Consider the following 19,462-nt stretch of genomic DNA (forward strand, 5'->3'; position numbering starts at 1 on the left):
GGAGAGTCCGACTTCCCTATGGTCACCACTGGAATTCTTTGATTCCGAAATAGACTCAATGATTTGCCATCGTAGTCGCGCTACGCGCAACACAGTCGAGGGCGTGCCCTCGGCAGGCCCGCCTGCGGTGGCGGTCTCCTTGCCCTGGTAGCCGGAGAGCAGCTGGATGACCTGCTGCCGCACCCGGTTGAGGTCGGCGCCCAGCTTGACCAGGACCTGGGCGGCGACGCCCTCGCCCTCACGGATCAGGCCGAGCAGGATGTGCTCCGTGCCGATGTAGTTGTGGCCCAGCTGAAGGGCCTCGCGGAGCGACAGCTCCAGGACCTTCTTGGCACGGGGGGTGAAGGGGATGTGCCCGGACGGGGCCTGCTGGCCCTGACCGATGATCTCCTCCACCTGCTGGCGGACCGCCTCGAGCGAAATCCCGAGGCTCTCAAGGGCCTTGGCGGCGACACCCTCACCCTCGTGGATCAGACCCAGGAGGATGTGCTCGGTGCCGATGTAGTTGTGGTTGAGCATCCGGGCTTCTTCCTGAGCCAGGACGACAACCCGCCGCGCGCGGTCGGTGAACCTCTCGAACATCGTTAATCGCTCCTCAGAGCGGTCAGGCAGTGGGGGGAACTTCCCCTCCCTGTCCTTCCGCAGCTTAGTCCCGCAAGCGGGGACCGCTCATTCCAACTGCCGACACCGGACCGAGAACCAGCACTGCCTCCTGACCCCGAACGCCGACATCTGCTCCAACTCGATGGTGCGAGACGATGTTCCCGCAGGCCAGACAGTTACCCCCACCATCAGTACGCCGATGGCGAACGTGAGACGCCCCGTCCTGCGTGTCGCCCCCTCTCACTAGGGATGTCTTACCCGTGCGAACGGACACTCCATGCCGCGCGCACCGGTTCCCTCCGCTATGGGCGAACACCCTTGCACCTCGCCGCACCCCCGCACGCCCCCTTTTCCGACACGCTGCGCAATTACCGGAACACCCAGCGTAACTCGCGGCCTCTTCCGGCGGTTGCGCTTGTCATGGTTGGCAGCGACCCCTCGCTCACCCGTCCGCCCACCGCGGTCCGCACGACGGTCCCGCCCCCACGCCGCCCATCGGATCAGAGCAATCCCGACGAACCGCGCAATCCGGTCGACCGGCTCCACCGGTGGTACGAGGACGAGCTGGGCTGGCCGACGGAGACCGCCTACCCCGACTCCCCGCTACGACTGCGCGCGGGCGTGCGTTTCGACGTCCTGGACGTGCCGGCCGAGGCGGGCCGGGCGGCGCTGCGGCATCTCGCGCCGGGCTCTCCGGTGGCCCTCCAGGGCGACCGGATGCGGCTGCTGGTGGCCGCGGGCGGCGCGGAGGAGCTGCCGGGGCTGCTGGACTGGCTGGAGTGGCGCGCGCTGGCGCTGGATCTGACCGCGATCGGCGAGGGCGGCCTGCTGGACGCGCCGCTGCTCCCCACGCGGGTTCCGGTCCGCGCGGACACCCTGCAGGGGGCCGCCGTATGGTTGCGGCCCCCCGAGCCGGGGTGCGAGGTCGAGGCCTCGCTGCCGACGCTGTCGGCCGTGGGGGGCCTTGGGGGCGCCCCCGATCTCGTACGACTGGTGGACACGGTGGCGACGCAGTGTCACCGTCTGCGGCTGCGGCGCGCCTGCGCCGGGCCGCCGTCCTTTCCCTAGGCCCGCGAGCGGGCTTTCGGGACGGTAATGCCTGTGATCAGGCGTTGGCCTTCTCGTAGGCCTCACGGATGGACGCGGGGACGCGGCCACGGTCGTTGACCTCGAAGCCGTTCTCCTTCGCCCACGCGCGGATCTGTGCGGTGTCCTGGCTGCCGCCCGTCGCGGCACGCGCCTTTCCACGCCCGCCCGAAGCGCGGCCCCCGGTACGCCGACCACCCTTCACGTAAGGGTCGAGAAGGCCGCGAAGCTTGTCCGCATTGGCAGTCGTGAGATCGATCTCGTACGTCTTGCCGTCCAACGCGAACGTGACGGTCTCGTCCGCCTCGCCACCGTCGAGGTCGTCGACAAGAAGGACCTGAACCTTCTGTGCCACCGGATTTCCTTTCATCCATAACTTGAGGGCCGGAGGTCTGCGGCGTCCGCCGTTTCGCCGTCCCTTGTTATATGCAGTACTGCAGTACGTCGGAAAGCAAACCGCTTTTGCTGGAAAAACACAAACCCCCGGGAGAGACCGGCCGACCCGGTCCGGTCCGGAAACATGCGCGTTTCGGACATAGGGAACCTGGGCAGGGGTCGCGCGGAATACAGCCTGGTGATCGGCGATCACAGATCCTCACAGATGCAGAAGCATCCGGCTGTTGCCCAAGGTGTTCGGTTTCACTCGTTCGAGTCCGAGGAACTCGGCGACGCCCTCGTCATAGGAACGCATCAGCTCCGCGTAGACATCGGCATCGACAGGCGTCTCACCGATCTCGACGAAGCCGTGCTTGCCGAAGAAGTCCACTTCGAAGGTCAGGCAGAAAACGCGACGAACACCGAGCCAGCGCGCGGTCTGCAGCAACTTCTCCAGCAACTGATGCCCGACACCGGCACCCTTCAGGCCGCCCTTCACCGCGAGAGTGCGGACTTCCGCGAGGTCTTCCCACATCACATGCAGTGCGCCGCAGCCGACCACCTCTGCGTTGTCGTCCCGTTCGGCGACCCAGAACTCCTGGATGTCCTCGTAAAGCGTCACCGTCGCTTTGTCGAGCAGGATGCGGTCACGGACGTACGCGTCAAGGAGACGGCGCACGGCCGGGACATCGCTGGTACGGGCCCGCCGGACGGTGATGGCTTTAGCGCTGACTTCGGGACCTTCGGGGCTCACTGCTGACATGAGCGGACGCTATCGCCCGCCGTCACCCGGCGCCGCGCCGGGGTTCGCCTCTTCCTGTTCCCGGGTTTCCGGTCCCTGGACCATGCGTACGGCGTCCCGCAGAGCATGTCGCTGTTCGTCGCTCATCATGCCGAAGAACGCGACGAGAGCGGCGGCCGGGTTGTCACTCTGCGCCCACGCGTCGTTCATCAGGGCAGCGGCGTACGCGGCCCGCGTGGAGACCGCCTCATATCGATAGGCCCGGCCTTCGGCCTCACGGCGTACCCAACCCTTCTGATGGAGATTGTCCAAAACGGTCATCACCGTGGTGTACGCGATGGACCGTTCCTGCTGAAGGTCTTCCAGGACTTCTCGAACGGTCACCGGGCGGTTCCACTTCCACACCCGCGTCATGACCGAGTCTTCGAGTTCTCCCAATGGGCGAGGCACAGCTCGCACAATAGTGGGAGATCACCGCATTGGCGTGCCGGACGTGCGCTTCACCGGCAAACGGCAACAAAAAGGGCGTACGACTCGAAAAACAAGCGAGTCGTACGCCGATGAGGGCGCCCTAGGCGGAACGGCTCAGCCGTCGCCCTTCGCGGAGGCCTGCTGGGCACCCTCCGCGCGCGCGAGGACGGCGTCCACGGCGGCGTCCTCCTTGGCCTTGTTGGCCCCGCCCTGGGTCTTCACGATCACCCTGATCACGCCGATGAAGAACACGGCCATGACGATCGGCGGCACGAGCGCGGAGACGTAGTCCATGGCTCCAGAGTAGCCACGCGGCGTGCGGCGGCCGGGCGGGGGGTGCGAGTGGAGAGTGCGAGTGGGGAGTGCGCTCAGCCCGCGGCGAGTTCCCTGGGCGGGGTCGCCGTGCTCGGCGGGGTCGGTTTGCGGCGCGGGAAGACCTCGCCAGGCGTGGGGATGGGCCGGTTCGGCTTCGGGGCGGCCGGAGCGGGCGCCGGCTTGGGAGCGGCGGGCTTCTCCGCGGGCCGCTTCTGCGGATCGGCGCCCACCGCGTCCGAGAGACCGCCGGGCAGGGCCGTGAGGCGCGTACGGGAGACGGGGACGACCGCAGCGACCGGACGGATCGCCCGACGCGCGAGGCGGGCGCGTACGTCCTGCTCCGCGAGCGTCTGGCAGCGGTCCAGGAGCGCGGCGGCGACCGGATTGCCCCGCAGGGCGCGCAGGGCCGCGAGGTCGTCGGGTTCCGGGCGGTACCCGGACCCCAGCGCCTCCTCCAGGAGCGCGAGATATCCGGCGACGGTGCCGGGCAGCGCGGCACGGTAGCGGCCCAGGTCCGCCACCAGGAAGGCGCGCAGCCGGGCCCCCTCGCGCAATGCCTCGTCGAGGGACTCGGCCAGGCGGAGGCAGTCTTGGACGTCCTCGGCCGAGGCGGGGCTGGGGCGAAGGGCGAGGGCGAGAGCGCGGCGGAGCACACGCAGCTCCTCCACACCGAACGCCATGCCGCCGCGGGATCCGTATGGCGTGGGCATACGCCGACGGTACGCGCTAATCAGACAAACTCGACATAGGGGAACGGTGTGGCGCGACCAAGCCACCCGGTTGATCAGCCGGAACACAGGGCACCTGGCATGCCCCCGTGGACCGGCGGCGGCGTCACATGCGGGACACGTTTCGTTCGTACACCAACCGCAGGCCCACCAGCGTCAGCCAGGGTTCGTGTTCGTCGATCACCGAGGCCTCGCCCAGGACCATCGGGGCAAGGCCGCCCGTGGCGATCACCGTGACGTCGTCGGGGTCCTCGGCGAGTTCGCGGGCCATGCGTGTGACGACGCCGTCGACCTGGCCGGCGAAGCCGTAGATGATGCCGGACTGCATCGCCTCGACGGTGTTCTTGCCGATCACGGCGCGCGGCCGGGCGACCTCGATCTTGCGGAGCTGGGCGCCGCGGACGCCGAGTGCCTCGACGGAGATCTCGATGCCGGGGGCGATGACGCCGCCGACGTACTCCCCGCGCGCGCTGACCGCGTCGAACGTCGTCGCCGTGCCGAAGTCGACGACGATCGCGGGACCGCCGTAGAGCTCGACGGCCGCGACGGAGTTGATGATCCGGTCCGCGCCGACCTCCTTGGGGTTGTCGGTGAGGATCGGGACGCCCGTCTTCACGCCCGGCTCGACGAGGACCGCGGGCACGTCGCCGTAGTAGCGCCGTGTCACCTCGCGCAGCTCGTGCAGGACGGAGGGGACGGTCGCGCAGATGGCGATGCCGTCGATGCCGTCGCCGAGCTCGTCCCCGAGCAGCGGGTGCATGCCCATCAGGCCCTGCAGCAGGACCGCCAGCTCGTCGGCCGTGCGGCGCGCGTCCGTGGAGATCCGCCAGTGCTCGACGATGTCCTCACCGTCGAACAGGCCGAGGACCGTGTGCGTGTTCCCTACGTCGATGGTCAGCAGCATGGCCGGTTCCTACTCCGCCGCTCGCAGGTCCAGGCCGATGTCCAGGATCGGCGAGGAGTGGGTCAGGGCCCCCACGGCCAGGTAGTCCACGCCGGTGTCCGCGTACGCCTTCGCGTTCTCCAGGGTGAGCCGGCCCGACGCCTCCAGGACGGCGCGGCCGTCCACGATGCCCACCGCCTCCTCGCACTCGCCGGGCGTGAAGTTGTCCAGCAGGATCAGGTCCGCGCCCGCGTCGACGACCTCACGCAGCTGGTGCAGCGTGTCGACCTCGACCTCGATCGGCACCTCGGGGAACGCCTCCCGCACCGCCTCGAAGGCCTGCGCGACCCCGCCCGCGGCGACCACGTGGTTGTCCTTGACGAGCGCCGCGTCGGACAGCGACATCCGGTGGTTGACGCCTCCGCCGCAGCGGACCGCGTACTTCTCCAGGGCCCGCAGTCCCGGCGTCGTCTTGCGGGTGTCGCGCACCCGCGCCTTGGTGCCGTCCAGCGCGTCCGCCCACGCGCGCGTGTGGGTCGCGACGCCCGACATGCGGCACAGCAGGTTGAGCGCGCTGCGCTCGGCGGTGAGCAGGTCACGCGTGCGCGTGGTGACCGACAGCAGCCGCTGCCCCGCCCCCACCCGGTCGCCGTCCTCGACGTGCCGCTCGACCTCGAACTCGTCCGTGCACACCACGGACAGCACTGCCTCGGCAACTCTCAGGCCCGCCACGACGCCGTCCTCGCGCGCGGTGAAGTCGGCGGTGGCGACGGCGTCCTCGGGGATGGTGGCGACCGTGGTCACGTCCACGCCGTGGTCGAGGTCCTCCTGGATGGCCACATTGGCGATGTCCTCGACCTCCAGGGGGTCGAGCCCGGCGTCGGCCAGGAGCTGCGCGAGCGCGGGATCGAGCCCGCACTCCAGGTATTCGGCCAGGTCATTGGCGTCGCCCTCGGCACCGCAGGCGCAGCCGTCGCCGCAGCCTCCGGACGAAGCGAGGGGGAGGTCGGGGGTGCTCACGTCTGTCACTGCTCCTGATGGGGCTGCCGGGTCGGGGGGAAGTCTGCGGTATCGGTGGTGTGCAGGGCGAGCGCGCGGTCCGGATTCAGCCGTACGACGATGTGGCGCCGCCATGCCGTGTCGTCGCGCTCGGCGTGGTCCTCGCGCCAGTGGCAGCCCCGCGTCTCCTCGCGCGTACGGGCGGCGGCGACCAGGACACGGGCCACGTACAGGAGGTTGGTGGCCTCCCAGGTGTCGACGCCGGGCTCGGACGTCTTGCCGTTCTCGGCGAGGTCGTCGCGCGCCTCGGTGTCCAGGCGCTGGAGCTGCTCCGCGGCCTGGGCGAGGGACGCGGCGGAGCGCAGGACGCCCGCGCCGTCGGTCATGATCCGCTGGATCGCGAACCGGTTCTCGGGGGCGAGCAGCGGGTGCGCGGGCGTCTTCGGGTGCTCGACGGGTTCGGGCACGCGCGCGTGGAGGCCGTCCCGCGCCCGGCTCTCCCCGATGTCGGCGGCGATGCGCTCGGCGTAGACGAGGCCCTCCAGGAGGGAGTTGGAGGCGAGCCGGTTGGCGCCGTGCACGCCGGTGCAGGCGACCTCACCGCACGCGTACAGGCCCGGGACGGTCGTGCGGCCCCGGGAGTCGGTGCGCACGCCCCCGGAGGCGTAGTGCGCGGCCGGTGCGATCGGGATCGGGTCGGTGACCGGGTCGATGCCGTGCGCGCGGCAGGCGGCGAGGATCGTCGGGAAACGGTGCTCCCACATGTCGGCGCCGAAGTGCCGGGCGTCCAGGAACATGTGCTCGGCGTCCTGCTCCTGCATGCGCCGCATGATGCCCTTGGCGACGATGTCCCGGGGCGCGAGTTCGGCCAGTTCGTGCTGTCCCACCATGAAGCGCACGCCGTCGGCGTCGACCAGGTGGGCGCCCTCGCCGCGCACCGCCTCGGAGACCAACGGCTGCTGGCCCTCCGCGTCGGCGCCCAGGAAGAGCACGGTCGGGTGGAACTGCACGAACTCCAGGTCGCTCACCTCGGCCCCGGCGCGCAGCGCGAGCGCCACGCCGTCGCCGGTCGACACCGACGGGTTGGTGGTCGCCGAGAACACCTGGCCCATGCCGCCGGTCGCGAGGACGACCGCGGGCGCGTGCACGGCGCCCACGCCGTCGTGCTGGCCCTCGCCCATGACGTGCAGGGAGACACCGGCGGTGCGGCCGTCGGCGTCGGTCAGCAGGTCGAGCACGAGCGCGTTCTCGATCGTGCGCAGCCCTCGCGCGCGTACCGCCTCGACGAGCGCCCGGGAGATCTCCGCGCCGGTGGCGTCGCCGCCCGCGTGCGCGATCCGGCGGCGGTGGTGGCCGCCCTCCCGGGTGAGTTCGAGCAGGCCCTCGGAGGACTCGTCGAAGTGCGCGCCGGTGTCGATGAGCCGGCGTACGGCGTCGGGTCCTTCGGTGACCAGGATCCGTACGGCCTCCTCGTCGCACAGGCCCGCGCCCGCCACGAGGGTGTCGTCGAGGTGCTGTTCGGGGGTGTCGCCCTCGCCGAGGGCCGCGGCGATGCCGCCCTGCGCCCAGCGCGTGGAGCCGTCGTCGAGGCGGGCCTTGGTGACGACGACCGTGCGCAGGCCCGCGGCCTCGCAGCGCAGGGCGGTGGTCAGGCCGGCCACTCCGGAACCGACGACCACCACGTCCGCGGCGATGCTCCAACCCGGGGCGGGGGCGTGCAGTCGTATGCCTGTGCTGGTCACGAGGCGGCTCCGAAGGTGAGGGGGAGGTTGTCGATCAGCCGGGTCGTGCCGACCCGGGCGGCGACGGCGAGGACGGCCTCGCCGGTGAATCCGTCCTCGATCTCGGTGAAGTCGGACGGGTCGACGAGGGCCAGGTAGTCCAGTTCGAGCGGCGGCGACAGCCGCGCGCCCTCGTCGAGGGCCAGGCGGGCGGCCGCGCGGACGGCGGAGGGGGCGCCCGGGAGCGCCTTGGCGACGGCGTGCGTGTCGGCGGCGGCGCGGGACTCCCCGATGGCGCTGAGCGCCTCGGCACGCGCGTGCGTGGCGGGCACCTCACGCGCCCGTGCGCGCAGCGCCTCCTGCGCCGCGTGCCGGTCGCGGCCCGCGAACAGCGCGCGGGAGAGCGCGAGGGCGGTGCGCCGCTCCTCGGGCGAGAGGAAGCGGTTGCGGCTGGAGAGGGCGAGCCCGTCGTCCTCGCGGACGGTGGGTACGCCGACGATCTCGATGCCGAAGTTCAGGTCCCGCACCATGCGGCGGATGACGGCGAGCTGCTGGGCGTCCTTCTGGCCGAACAGGGCCACGTCGGGACGCGTGAGGTGGAGCAGCTTGGCGACGACCGTGAGCACGCCGTCGAAGTGCCCGGGGCGCGAGGCGCCCTCCAGGCGCTCCCCCATGGGGCCCGCGGTGATGCGGACCTGGGGCTGTCCGCCCGGGTAGACCTCGTCCACGGAGGGCGCGAACACGGCGTCGGCGCCGGACAGTTCGGCGAGCTTGAGGTCGGCGTCCAGCGTGCGCGGGTAGCGGTCGAGGTCCTCGCCCTGGCCGAACTGGAGGGGGTTCACGAAGACGGTGACGACGACCTCGCCGTCCGGTCCGGCGATCTCGCGCGCGGTGCGGATGAGGGTGGCGTGGCCCTCGTGCAGGGCGCCCATGGTCATCACGACGGCACGGCGGCCGGTACGCGTGCGTGCGTGCAGTTCGTCGGCGGTGCGCAGCAGAGTGGTGGTCATCGGCCGTCTCCCTCGGCGCCGTCGGTCCCGGTGGTTCCCGTCGGCCCGGTCGTGCCGTTCGCGAGCACTCCGAGCAGGTCCTCGGCGTACTCGGGCTTGAGCAGGCCGTGGGCGAGCGCGCGGTCGGCGGTCGCGCGGGCCATCGCCAGATAGCCGGCGACGGTCTGCGGGGCGTGCTTGCGCAGCTCCGCCACGTGCGCGGCGACGGTGCCCGCGTCTCCGCGCGCGACCGGGCCGGTCAGGGCCGCGTCACCGGAACGCAGCGCGTTGTCGAGCGCGGCGCCCAGCAGCGGGCCGAGCATCCGGTCGGGGGCGTCGACGCCGGCCTCGCGCAGCAGCTCCATGGACTGGGCGACCAGCGTGACCAGGTGATTGGCGCCCAGCGCGAGCGCCGCGTGGTAGAGCGGGCGGCGCTCCTCCTCGATCCACTCGGGTTCGCCGCCCATCTCGATGACCAGGGCCTCGGCGGCCAACCGCAGCTCGTGCGGGGCCGTGACGCCGAACGAACAGCCGGCCAGCCGCTGGACGTCCACAGGCGTGCCGGTGAAGGTCATCGCCGGGTGCAGGGCCAACGGCAGTCCGCCCACCCGCAGGGCCGGGTCCAGGACCTTGGAGCCGTACCGCCCGGAGGTGTGCACGAGCAGCTGTCCCGGTCGCACGGCCCCCGTCTCGGCGAGGCCCTCGACCAGCCCGGGCAGGGTGTCGTCCGGGACCGTCAGCAGCACCAGCTCGGCGCGTGCCAGCACCTCCGCGGGCGGCACGACGGGCACGTCCGGCAGCAGCAGCGCGGCGCGCCGCCTGGAGGCGTCGGAGACTCCCGAGACGGCCACCGGGCGGTGCCCGGCGAGCTGGAGCGACGCGGCCAGCGCGGGGCCCACCCGGCCGGCTCCGACGACACCGACGGTGAGCCGCGCGGGGCGGTCCCTGGGGTCTGGCTGTTGGACTGTACTCACGCGACCGAGGCCTTCCCGTTCCAGTCCGCTCTGGGTACCGGACGATTTCTCGTCATGTTAACGCGATTGGTTCGAGGGGCGTTCGGTTGTCCACAGGCTGTGGGCGACGGCACGTCGTCCCGATCCGGAAAGCCTGTGGAAAACCTGGTGCCCGTACGCAAGGGCGTTGGGCATGATCCGGGCCATGAGCGATACGGCGCAGAGCGATACGGCGGAACAGATCAAGCGGCGGCGCGAGCGACGCGTCAGCGCGAACCGGAGCGCGGAGCGCGCACTGGCCCGCATGGGTTTCCTGAACCCGCTGCGCGAGCGCCTGGCGCTGCTGGCCGACGCGCACGAGGTGTACGACCTGGACGAGACGGCGGACTTCTACGGCAACGGGATCGTCGAGGCCCTGGAGGAGAAGGTCGCGGCACTGCTCGGCAAGGAGGCCGCCGCGTTCTTCCCCACGGGCACGATGGCCCAGCAGGTCGCGCTGCGCAGCTGGGCGGGCCGCACCGGCAACCCGACGGTCGCCCTGCACGCCCTCGCCCACCCCGAGATGCACGAACGGCATGCGTTCAGCCAGGTCAGCGGCTTGCGCCCGGTCCGCGTGACGAGCGAGCCCCGATTGCCGACCGCCGCCGAGGTCCACGACTTCGAGGAGCCCTTCGGCGCCCTGATGCTCGAACTGCCCCTCAGGGAGGCCGGTTTCGTGCTGCCCACCTGGGAGGAGCTGACCGCGGTCGTGGACGCGGCGCACGAGCGCGACGCGGTGGTGCACTTCGACGGGGCGCGCCTGTGGGAGACCACCGTCCACTTCGGCCGCCGCCTGGCCGAGATCGCGGACCTCGCGGACAGCGTCTACGTGTCGTTCTACAAGTCCTTCGACGCGTTCGGCGGCGCCGCGCTGGCCGGCCCGAAGACCCTGATCGAGGAGGCGAAGGCCTGGCGGCACCGGTACGGGGGCGCGGTCTTCCAGCAGTTCCCGACCGTCCTGTCGGCCCTCGCAGGGCTGGAGCGGGACCTGCCCCGGCTGCCCGAGTACGTCACCCACGCACGCGTGGTGGCCGCCGCCCTGCGCGAGGGCTTCGCGGCGGCCGGGATCCCCTGGGCGCGGATCCATCCCGAAGTCCCGCACACCTTCGACTTCCAGGTCTGGCTGCCGTACGGCGTCGACGAACTCTCCGAGGCGGCGATCCGCCAGGCCGAGGAGACCGGGACCGCCCTGTTCGGCAACCCCTGGGACGAGCGGGGCCCGGGCCTGGCGATGACCGAGGTCTACGTCCGCGCCGACGCCCTGGAGTGGACGGCGGCGGACGTGAAGACGGCGGTCGCGGAGTTCGTGTCCCGGTTGACCGAGGGGACCGGCGGAACGGGGGCAGCCGACACCGTCGGCGCGTAGAACGCGCCCCGCCCCGTCAGCACATAGAACGCGGGCGCCGACCCAGCCACCGGCCCAGGGACCGCCGTACCCGTCCCGTCCGCCGTACCCGCCCGTGGGCCGGTCGGCCGGCGACGGCGGCCCGGAGCTGCCACTGGTCGCGCAGTTCCCGCACGACCTGCCAGTCGTCGGCGCCGGGCGCGGGCGGCGCCGGCTCACCCAGCCTGCGGGCTCGGTAGGTGTCGAGGAGGTACTGCTGCGTGATGCTCATGGCGGATCGCCTTCTCGGGACGTGGAGACGGTGAAGGACATGACGTCAGGAGAACCTGACGTCAGAGATCCGTGGGCTCCGCGGCTGCCCCGGTGTTTCCAGATTGCGCCGGTACGTCGGTCGCGTCGCGCCGATTGACGGCCGCCGTCAATCGGGCGGGGTGTTGTCAGTGGCGGGGTGCACCATGAGGTCATGAGCGTGCGCATCGACATCGCGGGGCTGCGGCCGGAGAGGGTCGCCGTCGTCCCCTCGCCCCTGGCCGAGCTCGGCATGGCGCTGCACGCGCTGTCCGAGCCGGGGCACCATCCCGGTCTGCAGGGCTGGGTGACCGGCGTGACCGCCCGGATGGACCCGCAGCTGGCCGACCGGATGTGCGAGGCCGACTTCCTGTGGCGGACGACGTTCTCGGACCTCTTCATGCCCTGCGCCGGCATCCCCGGCCGGACCACGCTGCCCGGGGCGACGCTCGCCGAGGAGCTGGACCAGCTCGACAAGCTGACCGACGAGCAGTTCGTGGACGCGGCCCTGGAGTTCACCTGCGCCATGCCCTACGGCACGGGCCCGAGCCCCCTCGTCGACGCCGGACTGCGTCGCCGGGCCCTGGAGCTGGCCGCCTCGCGCGGGCCGCAGCAGGTGCGCTTCAGTGAGCGGCTGCTGTCCGACCCGCCCCGGATCCGGGCCTGGCTGCGGCAGTTCCTGGCCGACTGCGACGAGGCGTTCTTCGCGGACACCTGGTCCCGGCTGCGCCACCAGCTCGCCGCCGACGCCCGCCTCAAGACGGACCTGCTGCGCCACCGGGGCCTGGCCGAGATGCTGACCGCGGTCTCCCCGGTCGTCACGCTCGACGAGGGCACCGACCAGATCACGGTCGACAAACTGAGCGTCGGCCGCACGGCCACGGAGGACGGCGGCCTCCTCCTCGTACCGACGAGCCTGGGCTGGCCGCACCTGTCCGTCCTGTACCGACCGCACTGGCAGCCGGTCGTGCACTACCCGGTCGCCACCCCCGAGCTGACCTCACCGGCCTCCGTGGAGCAGCTGACCCTGCGCATGACCGCGCTGTCCCACCCCGTCCGGATGCGCATCTGCCGGCATCTGGCCCGCAGCGCCTACACGACGAGCGAACTGGCCCAGGTCCACGGCATGACCGCCCCCGAGATATCCCGCCACCTCAGCGTCCTGAAGAAGGCGGGCCTGATCACCACCCGCCGCCGCGGCCGCTACGTCCTCCACCAACTGGACGTCACGGTGGTGGCCCGCCTGGGCAGCGACTTCCTGGAGGGCGTCCTGCGCTGAGCAGGCCGGCACTTGAACGCCCCGCGCAGGGCCGGCACCCCGCGCCGAACGCCCCGCAGGGACGACGTCAGCCGTGCCCGCCCGCCCGTACCAACCCCGTCTCGTACGCGAGGACGACGACCTGTACGCGGTCCCGGAGGCCCAGCTTGGTCAGTATGCGGCCCACGTGGGTCTTGACCGTGGCCTCGGACAGGACCAGGCGGGCCGCGATCTCGCCGTTCGAGAGGCCCTGCGCGACCAGGACCATGACCTCGCGCTCGCGGTCGGTGAGGCGCTCCAGTTCCTTGTGCTGCGGCTGCTTCCCGGCGCTCGGCAGCATCGGCGCGAACCGGTCCAGGAGGCGGCGCGTGGTCGAGGGGGCCACCACCGCGTCGCCGCTGTGCACGGCACGGATCGCGGCGAGGAGCTCGCCCGGCGGCACGTCCTTGAGCATGAAGCCGGAGGCACCGGCCTTGAGCCCGGAGAAGGCGTACTCGTCGAGGTCGAAGGTGGTCAGGATCAGCACCTTGGGCGGGTTGTCGTCCTGACAGATGCGGCGGGTCGTCTCCACCCCGTCGAGCTTGGGCATCCGGACGTCCATCAGCACCACGTCGACGGTCGTCGCGCGCAGCACCTCAAGGGCCTCGACACCGTCCCCCGCCTCCGCGACGACCTCCATGTCCGGCTGTGCCGCGAGCACCATCCGGAATCCGGTGCGCAGCAGCACCTGGTCGTCCACGAGCATCACGCGGATCGTCATCGGGGCCTCTTCCGTTCTCTTCACGTTCGGGTCGACAAGGTCATCGGTCATTGCTTCGGCGAGCCGTTACAGGTGTCAGCGTGGGGCGTGCGTCCACGTCAGTGTGCGGGTTTCAGCGGCAGCAGCGCACTGATCCGGAACCCGCCGCCCGGGCGCGGGCCCGCGTCCAGGGTGCCGCCCACCATGCCGACCCGCTCGCGCATCCCGATCAGGCCGTGGCCCTGTCCGTCGATGCCGCCCTCCTCGTACAGCTCGTGCGGTGCGCCCTTGCCGTCGTCCTCGACGAGCAGCCCCAGGCCGTCGTCGAAGTACACCAGCCGCACGCTGGCGCCCGTGTTGGGGCCGCCGTGCTTGCGGGTGTTGGTCAGCGCCTCCTGGACGATGCGGTACGCGGTCAGCTCGACGCCGCTGGGCAGCGGGCGCGGGGTGCCCTCGACCTTGAAGTCGACGGGCAGTCCGGAGGTGCGGCACTGCGCGATCAGGTCGTCGATCTGCTCGACGTCGGGCTGCGGGACGTACTCGCCGGCCTCCTTGTGCTCGCCGGTGCGCAGGACGCCCAGCAGGCGGCGCATCTCCGCGAGGGCCTGGCGGCCGGTGGAGGAGATGGTCTCCAGGGCCTTCTTGGCCTGGTCGGGCGCGGAGTCCAGGACGTAGGCGGCGCCGTCGGCCTGCACCACCATCACCGACACGTTGTGCGCGACCACGTCGTGCAGCTCGCGCGCGATCCGGGCGCGCTCGGCGGCCACCGCGACCTTCGCCTGCGCCTCGCGCTCCTTCTCCAGACGGGCGTTGCGCTCCTCCAACTGCTCGAAGTACGCACGCCGCGTGCGTATCGAATCGCCCAGCACCCAGGCGAGCGCGAACGGCACCGTCTGGAAGACCACGACCCCCACGTTGTTCAGGACGCTCGTGTCCTGGTTGGGCCAGCGCAGGTGCGCCACCGTGGCCGCGCCCAGACTGGCCACCAGCGCCAGCCTGGAGGCCCATCTGGCACCCGTGGCAGCCACCGTGTAGACGATCACCAGCATGGCGAAGTCGGCCGGTGTCACCGCGACGTCCACCACCAGCTGCACGACGCCCACCACCAGGGTCAGCAGCAGCATCTTCTCCGGCATCCGCCGGCGCAGCGCGATCACCAGGGACAACAGGAACGCGATCGGCACGATCAGCACCTGCGCGTCGGTGCCCGAATCCTCCGTACGAGCCGTGGCGCTCGCCACGGAGACCCCGAACAGGATGACGGCCCAGAAGGTGTCGACCCCGGTCGGGTGTCTGCGGAGGAAGTCATAGAGGCGCTGCACGTAACCCAGCGTAGGGAAGCGTGATGCGTGCAGGGGTCAACCGGAGGACCGATCCGTATCCGCCGCGCATACTCCGCAAGGTGGAGGCTCCGCTCTTCCGTTCGGGCAGGACCCCGGGTTTCGCACGGTCTCGCCGTCCACCAGGTGGCGCACTCGGGCATAGCCGACCCGTTCCCAAGGACAGGCCCTAGGGCCTGCCCGGCGGATCATGCCGGCGTCGCGGGCCCTGGCACGCACATCTGCGGCGTTGTCGTCACTCGCCGACTCCCCCACGCTCGGCTTCGCTCGCGCGGGGGGACCCCCATCGCGTCGACTCCCTCCTCCGCCTTGCAGCTGCACGCACCAGACCCCGCTCGGCTCGGCCAAGAGGTGCTGAACCTCATAGCCGACCTGATCCGCCGGACAGGCCCTAGCCTGACCCGGTGACGGAAGACATTGCGGGCGAGACCGGCGAGTGGCACGGCTGGCGTACGGCGACGCAAGACGCCCTTTACGGGCCGGGGGGTTTCTACCGGCGGCCCGAGGGGCCAGGAGGGCACTTCCGTACGTCGGTGCACGCCTCGCCGCTGTACGCGGAGGCGGTGGCGCGGCTGCTGTGCTGGGTCGACCGGGCGCTGGAGCGGCCCGACCCGCTGGACTTCGTCGACATGGCGGCGGGGCGCGGCGAGTTGGCCGTGGGCGTCCTGAACGCGCTGCCCGCCGAGGTCGCCGCACGCACGCGTGTCTACGCCGTCGAGCTCGCCGACCGCCCGGCGGGGCTCGGCACCCGGATCGAGTGGCTGCCCGAGCCGCCGCGCCGGATCACCGGCCTGCTGTTCGCCAACGAGTGGCTGGACAACGTCCCGGCGGAGGTCGCCGAGGTGGACGCCGCCGGCACAGCCCGCCGGGTGCTCGTCCGACGGGACGGGGCCGAACGCCTCGGGGAGCCGGTGTGGGGCGCGGAGGCGCGCTGGCTCTCGCGGTGGTGGCCGCTGCCGCCCGAGGAGGGCGTGCGCGCCGAGATAGGCCTGCCCCGGGACGAGGCCTGGGCCGGCGCGGTCTCGGCGCTCGACCGGGGGCTCGCGGTCGCCGTCGACTACGCGCACACCGCGGCCTCGCGCCCCCCGTTCGGGACGCTCACCGGCTTCCGCGAGGGGCGCGCGACGACACCCGTGCCGGACGGTTCGTGCGACATCACCGCGCACGTCGCTCTGGACGCCTGCGCGGCGCACGAGACGGCGCGCGCACTCCCCCCGGCCCGCCTCCTCTCGCAACGCGCCGCCCTGCGCGCCCTCGGCATCGCCAGCGCACGCCCCCCGCTCGCGATGGCGTCCACCCACCCCGCGGCCTACGTACGCGCCCTCGCGAGCGCCGGCGAGGCCGCCGAACTCACCGCACCGGGCGGCCTCGGCGACTTCGGCTGGCTGCTGCAACCGGTCGGCCTCCCGGACGCGCTCCTCGACAACGCGCTTTTCGAGGACGCCCGCTCCGACTGACGTTCGAAACCCCGAACCCGTCCTCGACGCCCCGGATCAGTCCTCGACTACTTGTCGATGTCCCCGACCACGAAGAACAGCGACCCCAGGATCGCCACCATGTCCGCGACCAGCGTCCCCGGCAGCAGCTCCGCGAGGGCCTGGATGTTGTTGTACGACGCCGAGCGCAGCTTCAGCCGGTACGGGGTCTTCTCGCCCTTGCTGACGAGGTAGTAGCCGTTGATGCCGAGCGGGTTCTCGGTCCACGCGTACGTGTGCCCCTCGGGCGCCTTCAGGACCTTCGGGAGCCGCTGGTTGATCGGCCCGGGCTCCAGCCCGGCGAGCCGGTCGAGGCAGGCGTCGGCGAGGTCGAGGGCGTTGTGGGTCTGCTCCAGGAGCACCTCGAAGCGGGCGAGGCAGTCGCCCTCCTGACGCGTGACGACCTTCAGGGTGTCCTGCAGCTCGCCGTACGCGAGGTAGGGCTCGTCGCGGCGCAGGTCGAAGTCGACACCCGAGGCGCGCGCGACGGGCCCGCTCACGCCGTACGCGTGCACGGCCTCCGGCGTGAGCACCCCCACGTCCCGCGTGCGCCCCCGGAAGATCTCGTTGCCGAGCACCAGGTCGTCGAAGCGGTCCATCCGGGAGCGCACGCCGGCGACGGCTCCACGCGCGCGTGCCGCCCAGCCCGCCGGCAGGTCCTCCTTGAGGCCGCCGACCCGGTTGAACATGTAGTGCATACGTCCGCCGGAGATCTCCTCCATGACGTTCTGGAGCACCTCGCGCTCCCGGAACGCGTAGAACACCGGCGTGATCCCGCCCAGTTCCAGCGGGTACGAGCCGAGGAACATCAGGTGGTTGAGCACCCGGTTCAGCTCGGCCAGCAGCGTGCGTGTCCACACCGCGCGCGGGGGGACCTCCATGCCGAGCATGCGCTCCACGGCGAGGACCACACCGAGCTCGTTCGAGAAGGCCGACAGCCAGTCGTGCCGGTTGGCGAGCATGATGATCTGCCGGTAGTCGCGCGCCTCGAAGAGCTTCTCCGCGCCCCGGTGCATATAGCCGATCACCGGCTCCGCGCGCGTGATCCGCTCGCCGTCGAGGACGAGCCGCAGCCTGAGCACACCGTGCGTGGACGGGTGCTGCGGCCCGATGTTGAGCACCATGTCCGTGCTCTCGGCGGCACCGCCGACACCGACCGTGGTCTCCGTCGTCCCCGTCGTAGGAGTCATGGACACAGTCTGTCCTACGTACGCTGGCCGTATGGAGACGGGGAGCGCGCGCGAGGCGGGCACGGCGGGGGACGACACGGCGGAGCCCGTGTGGAGCGGACTGCCGCGGGCACTGCTGCGGATGCGACGGCTGTTGCTGGTGGTGTGGCTGGGGCTGATCACCCTGGCCACCGGGCTGCTGCTCGGTCTGCTCGCCGGGCCCGGCTGGGCCGCGTTCGCGCTGCTGCCGCTGGCCCTCATGGCCTGGGGCTGGGTGCTGCTGGGCCGCAACTGGCGCTCCTGGCGCTACGCCGAGCGCGCCGACGACCTGCTGCTCAGCCGGGGCGTGCTGTGGCGCGAGGAGACGGTCGTGCCGTACGGGCGGATGCAGCTCGTCGAGGTGACCTCCGGGCCCGTGGAGCGGCACTTCGGGCTGGCCAGCGTGCAGCTGCACACGGCCGCCGCGGCGACCGACGCGACCATCCCGGGGCTCGACCCGGCCGAGGCGGAACGGCTGCGCGACCGGCTCACCGAACTCGGCGAGGCCCGATCGGCGGGGCTGTGACGACACCGGGCGTCGACGACGCCGTACTGAAGAAGCCGCCGCTCATCGAGCACCGGCTGCACCCCGTGACGCCCCTCAGGCGCGCGTGGGCGCCGGTGGCCGTGCTCATCGGGTGGGCCGTGCACGACCCGGACCAGGCGCAGCGCCAGTTGACCAGGCTGACGTCCACCACGCTGCTGATCGCGCTCGCCGTGCTCGTCCCGGCCGCCGCCCTGTACGGCTTCCTCACCTGGTGGTTCACGCACTTCGCGGTGACGGACTCCGAACTGCGCATACGGACCGGCCTGTTGTTCCGGCGCACCGCGCACATCCGCCTCGAACGCATCCAGGCCGTCGACATCACCCAGCCGCTCCTCGCGCGCGTGGCGGGCGTCGCCAAGCTGAAGCTCGACGTCATCGGCACCGACAAGAAGGACGAGCTGGCCTTCCTCGGGGCGGACGAGGCGCGTGCGCTGCGCGCGGAACTGCTGGCGCGCGCCGCCGGTTTCGCCCCCGAGACCGCGCACGAGGTCGGCGAGGCGCCGGCGCGCCAGTTGATGCACACGCCCCCGCTCGACCTCGCGATCTCCGTGGTGCTGTCCGGCGCCACCTGGGGCTCCCTGGCCGCCGCCCTCGTCGTACCGCCCCTGCTCTGGTTCGCCACCCACAGCGTGTGGTCGGTCCTCGCGACCGGCCTGCCGCTGCTGGGCGCGGCGGGCGCGAGCAGCGTGGGGCGCTTCGTCGGCGAGTACGACTGGACGGTCGGCGAGTCCCCGGACGGGCTGCGCATCGACCACGGCCTCCTTGACCGTACGCACGAGACCGTGCCGCCCGGGCGCGTGCAGACCGTGCGGATCGTGGAGCCGCTGCTGTGGCGGCGGCGCGGCTGGGTACGGGTGGAGCTGGACGTGGCCGGCTCGTCCAACTCCGTGCTGGTGCCGGTGGCGCCGCGCGAGGTCGCCGAGTCGGTCATCGCGCGCGTACTGCCCGGGGTGCGCGTGCCGGAAGCCGCGTCGCTGTCCCGCCCGCCACGCCGGGCCGGGCGCTGCATGCCGCTGTGGTGGCGCGGCTACAGGATCGCCGTCACCGACACCGTGTTCGCCACCCGGCACGGCCTGCTCAGCCGGAACCTGGCGCTGGTCCCGCACGCCAAGGTCCAGAGCGTACGGCTGGCTCAGGGGCCCTGGAAGCGGCTGTGGGGCCTCGCCGACGTCCATGTGGACACGGGAGCCAACAAGACCGTCACGGCCCGGCTGCGGGACGCCGAGGAGGCCGCCGAGCTGCTGCGGGGGCAGGCGGAGAGGTCACGCACGGGACGCCGGGACGCGCTGCCGGACCGCTGGATGGCGTCGTAGACCGGCCCGGCCCCCGGCACCGCCCTCGTGACGAGGACCGTGCCG

The 19,462-nt window shown here is 71.8% G+C and carries 21 protein-coding genes; 6 read left to right on the forward strand and 15 right to left on the reverse strand.

All coding sequences use genetic code 11. From position 1 onward, the window contains the following. Nucleotides 1–582, reverse strand: a 582-nt coding sequence (locus tag ACWDR3_RS40710; RefSeq protein ID WP_450357642.1) for a Clp protease N-terminal domain-containing protein, incomplete at its 3' end; no start/stop codon positions are given. Nucleotides 583–1,023: 441 nt separating this feature from the next. Here ACWDR3_RS40710 and ACWDR3_RS40715 point away from each other — a divergent pair. Next, nucleotides 1,024–1,671, forward strand: coding sequence for an SCO3374 family protein (locus ACWDR3_RS40715; RefSeq protein ID WP_450357643.1), 648 nt, complete (start codon nucleotides 1,024–1,026; stop codon nucleotides 1,669–1,671). A gap of 37 nt (nucleotides 1,672–1,708) precedes the next feature. Here ACWDR3_RS40715 and ACWDR3_RS40720 read toward each other — a convergent pair whose 3' ends face one another. From ACWDR3_RS40720 to ACWDR3_RS40765, 10 genes are all read right to left on the reverse strand, one after another. After that, on the reverse strand, nucleotides 1,709–2,044 hold the full coding sequence (locus ACWDR3_RS40720) for a histone-like nucleoid-structuring protein Lsr2 (protein ID WP_123998589.1): 336 nt from the start codon (nucleotides 2,042–2,044) through the stop codon (nucleotides 1,709–1,711). A gap of 240 nt (nucleotides 2,045–2,284) precedes the next feature. Next, on the reverse strand, nucleotides 2,285–2,827 hold the full coding sequence (locus ACWDR3_RS40725) for an amino-acid N-acetyltransferase (protein WP_450357644.1): 543 nt from the start codon (nucleotides 2,825–2,827) through the stop codon (nucleotides 2,285–2,287). 9 nt (nucleotides 2,828–2,836) lie between these two features. Next, nucleotides 2,837–3,244 carry a BlaI/MecI/CopY family transcriptional regulator gene (locus ACWDR3_RS40730; protein ID WP_401718653.1) on the reverse strand — a complete coding sequence of 136 codons (408 nt, stop codon included), beginning with the start codon at nucleotides 3,242–3,244 and terminating at the stop codon, nucleotides 2,837–2,839. Between the two features lie 147 nt (nucleotides 3,245–3,391). Next, nucleotides 3,392–3,571 (reverse strand): hypothetical protein, encoded by a 180-nt coding sequence (locus ACWDR3_RS40735; protein ID WP_402357783.1) that lies wholly within the window; start codon nucleotides 3,569–3,571, stop codon nucleotides 3,392–3,394. Nucleotides 3,572–3,645: 74 nt separating this feature from the next. After that, the gene (locus ACWDR3_RS40740; protein WP_450357658.1) at nucleotides 3,646–4,272 is read right to left on the reverse strand and encodes a hypothetical protein; all 627 of its coding nucleotides are present in this window, start codon (nucleotides 4,270–4,272) and stop codon (nucleotides 3,646–3,648) included. 154 nt (nucleotides 4,273–4,426) lie between these two features. Then, nucleotides 4,427–5,224, reverse strand: a complete 798-nt coding sequence (locus tag ACWDR3_RS40745) for a type III pantothenate kinase (RefSeq protein WP_450357645.1) — start codon at nucleotides 5,222–5,224, stop codon at nucleotides 4,427–4,429. A gap of 9 nt (nucleotides 5,225–5,233) precedes the next feature. Beyond that, a complete protein-coding gene (gene nadC / locus ACWDR3_RS40750) occupies nucleotides 5,234–6,223 on the reverse strand; it encodes a carboxylating nicotinate-nucleotide diphosphorylase (protein WP_450357646.1) in 990 nt (329 codons plus the stop codon). 5 nt (nucleotides 6,224–6,228) lie between these two features. Next, a complete protein-coding gene (locus tag ACWDR3_RS40755; RefSeq protein ID WP_450357647.1) occupies nucleotides 6,229–7,944 on the reverse strand; it encodes an L-aspartate oxidase in 1,716 nt (571 codons plus the stop codon). Further along, the gene (gene panC, locus ACWDR3_RS40760) at nucleotides 7,941–8,933 is read right to left on the reverse strand and encodes a pantoate--beta-alanine ligase (protein WP_450357648.1); all 993 of its coding nucleotides are present in this window, start codon (nucleotides 8,931–8,933) and stop codon (nucleotides 7,941–7,943) included. Before panC ends, ACWDR3_RS40755 begins: the two co-directional genes overlap by 4 nt. Continuing rightward, nucleotides 8,930–9,886, reverse strand: coding sequence for a Rossmann-like and DUF2520 domain-containing protein (locus tag ACWDR3_RS40765; RefSeq protein ID WP_450357649.1), 957 nt, complete (start codon nucleotides 9,884–9,886; stop codon nucleotides 8,930–8,932). The genes panC and ACWDR3_RS40765 overlap by 4 nt, the downstream gene beginning before the upstream one ends. Before the next feature lie 184 nt (nucleotides 9,887–10,070). Here ACWDR3_RS40765 and ACWDR3_RS40770 point away from each other — a divergent pair, with 184 nt between their 5' ends. Beyond that, the gene (locus ACWDR3_RS40770; RefSeq protein ID WP_450357650.1) at nucleotides 10,071–11,270 is read left to right on the forward strand and encodes a threonine aldolase family protein; all 1,200 of its coding nucleotides are present in this window, start codon (nucleotides 10,071–10,073) and stop codon (nucleotides 11,268–11,270) included. A 16-nt stretch (nucleotides 11,271–11,286) separates the two neighbouring features. On the opposite strand, the gene ACWDR3_RS40775 is transcribed toward ACWDR3_RS40770, so the two are convergent. Further along, complete coding sequence (locus ACWDR3_RS40775) at nucleotides 11,287–11,520, reverse strand: hypothetical protein (protein WP_450357651.1); 234 nt, start codon at nucleotides 11,518–11,520, stop codon at nucleotides 11,287–11,289. A gap of 192 nt (nucleotides 11,521–11,712) precedes the next feature. Between ACWDR3_RS40775 and ACWDR3_RS40780 the strand changes: the two genes are divergently transcribed. After that, on the forward strand, nucleotides 11,713–12,816 hold the full coding sequence (locus tag ACWDR3_RS40780; RefSeq protein ID WP_450357652.1) for a DUF5937 family protein: 1,104 nt from the start codon (nucleotides 11,713–11,715) through the stop codon (nucleotides 12,814–12,816). Nucleotides 12,817–12,883: 67 nt separating this feature from the next. On the opposite strand, the gene ACWDR3_RS40785 is transcribed toward ACWDR3_RS40780, so the two are convergent. Both ACWDR3_RS40785 and ACWDR3_RS40790 read right to left on the reverse strand, forming a co-directional pair. Next, complete coding sequence (locus ACWDR3_RS40785) at nucleotides 12,884–13,555, reverse strand: response regulator (protein WP_401718674.1); 672 nt, start codon at nucleotides 13,553–13,555, stop codon at nucleotides 12,884–12,886. 98 nt (nucleotides 13,556–13,653) lie between these two features. Next, nucleotides 13,654–14,856 (reverse strand): sensor histidine kinase, encoded by a 1,203-nt coding sequence (locus ACWDR3_RS40790; protein ID WP_450357653.1) that lies wholly within the window; start codon nucleotides 14,854–14,856, stop codon nucleotides 13,654–13,656. 422 nt (nucleotides 14,857–15,278) lie between these two features. Between ACWDR3_RS40790 and ACWDR3_RS40795 the strand changes: the two genes are divergently transcribed. Next, the gene (locus ACWDR3_RS40795) at nucleotides 15,279–16,331 is read left to right on the forward strand and encodes an SAM-dependent methyltransferase (RefSeq protein WP_450357654.1); all 1,053 of its coding nucleotides are present in this window, start codon (nucleotides 15,279–15,281) and stop codon (nucleotides 16,329–16,331) included. 47 nt (nucleotides 16,332–16,378) lie between these two features. On the opposite strand, the gene ACWDR3_RS40800 is transcribed toward ACWDR3_RS40795, so the two are convergent. Further along, nucleotides 16,379–17,539, reverse strand: a complete 1,161-nt coding sequence (locus tag ACWDR3_RS40800) for an NADH-quinone oxidoreductase subunit D (RefSeq protein WP_450357655.1) — start codon at nucleotides 17,537–17,539, stop codon at nucleotides 16,379–16,381. A 31-nt stretch (nucleotides 17,540–17,570) separates the two neighbouring features. Between ACWDR3_RS40800 and ACWDR3_RS40805 the strand changes: the two genes are divergently transcribed. Then, complete coding sequence (locus tag ACWDR3_RS40805; RefSeq protein ID WP_450357656.1) at nucleotides 17,571–18,083, forward strand: PH domain-containing protein; 513 nt, start codon at nucleotides 17,571–17,573, stop codon at nucleotides 18,081–18,083. Continuing rightward, nucleotides 18,080–19,417 (forward strand): PH domain-containing protein, encoded by a 1,338-nt coding sequence (locus ACWDR3_RS40810; protein WP_450357657.1) that lies wholly within the window; start codon nucleotides 18,080–18,082, stop codon nucleotides 19,415–19,417. The genes ACWDR3_RS40805 and ACWDR3_RS40810 overlap by 4 nt, the downstream gene beginning before the upstream one ends. Nucleotides 19,418–19,462: the final 45 nt, after the last annotated feature.

The organism is Streptomyces sp. NPDC001002 (assembly GCF_053599215.1).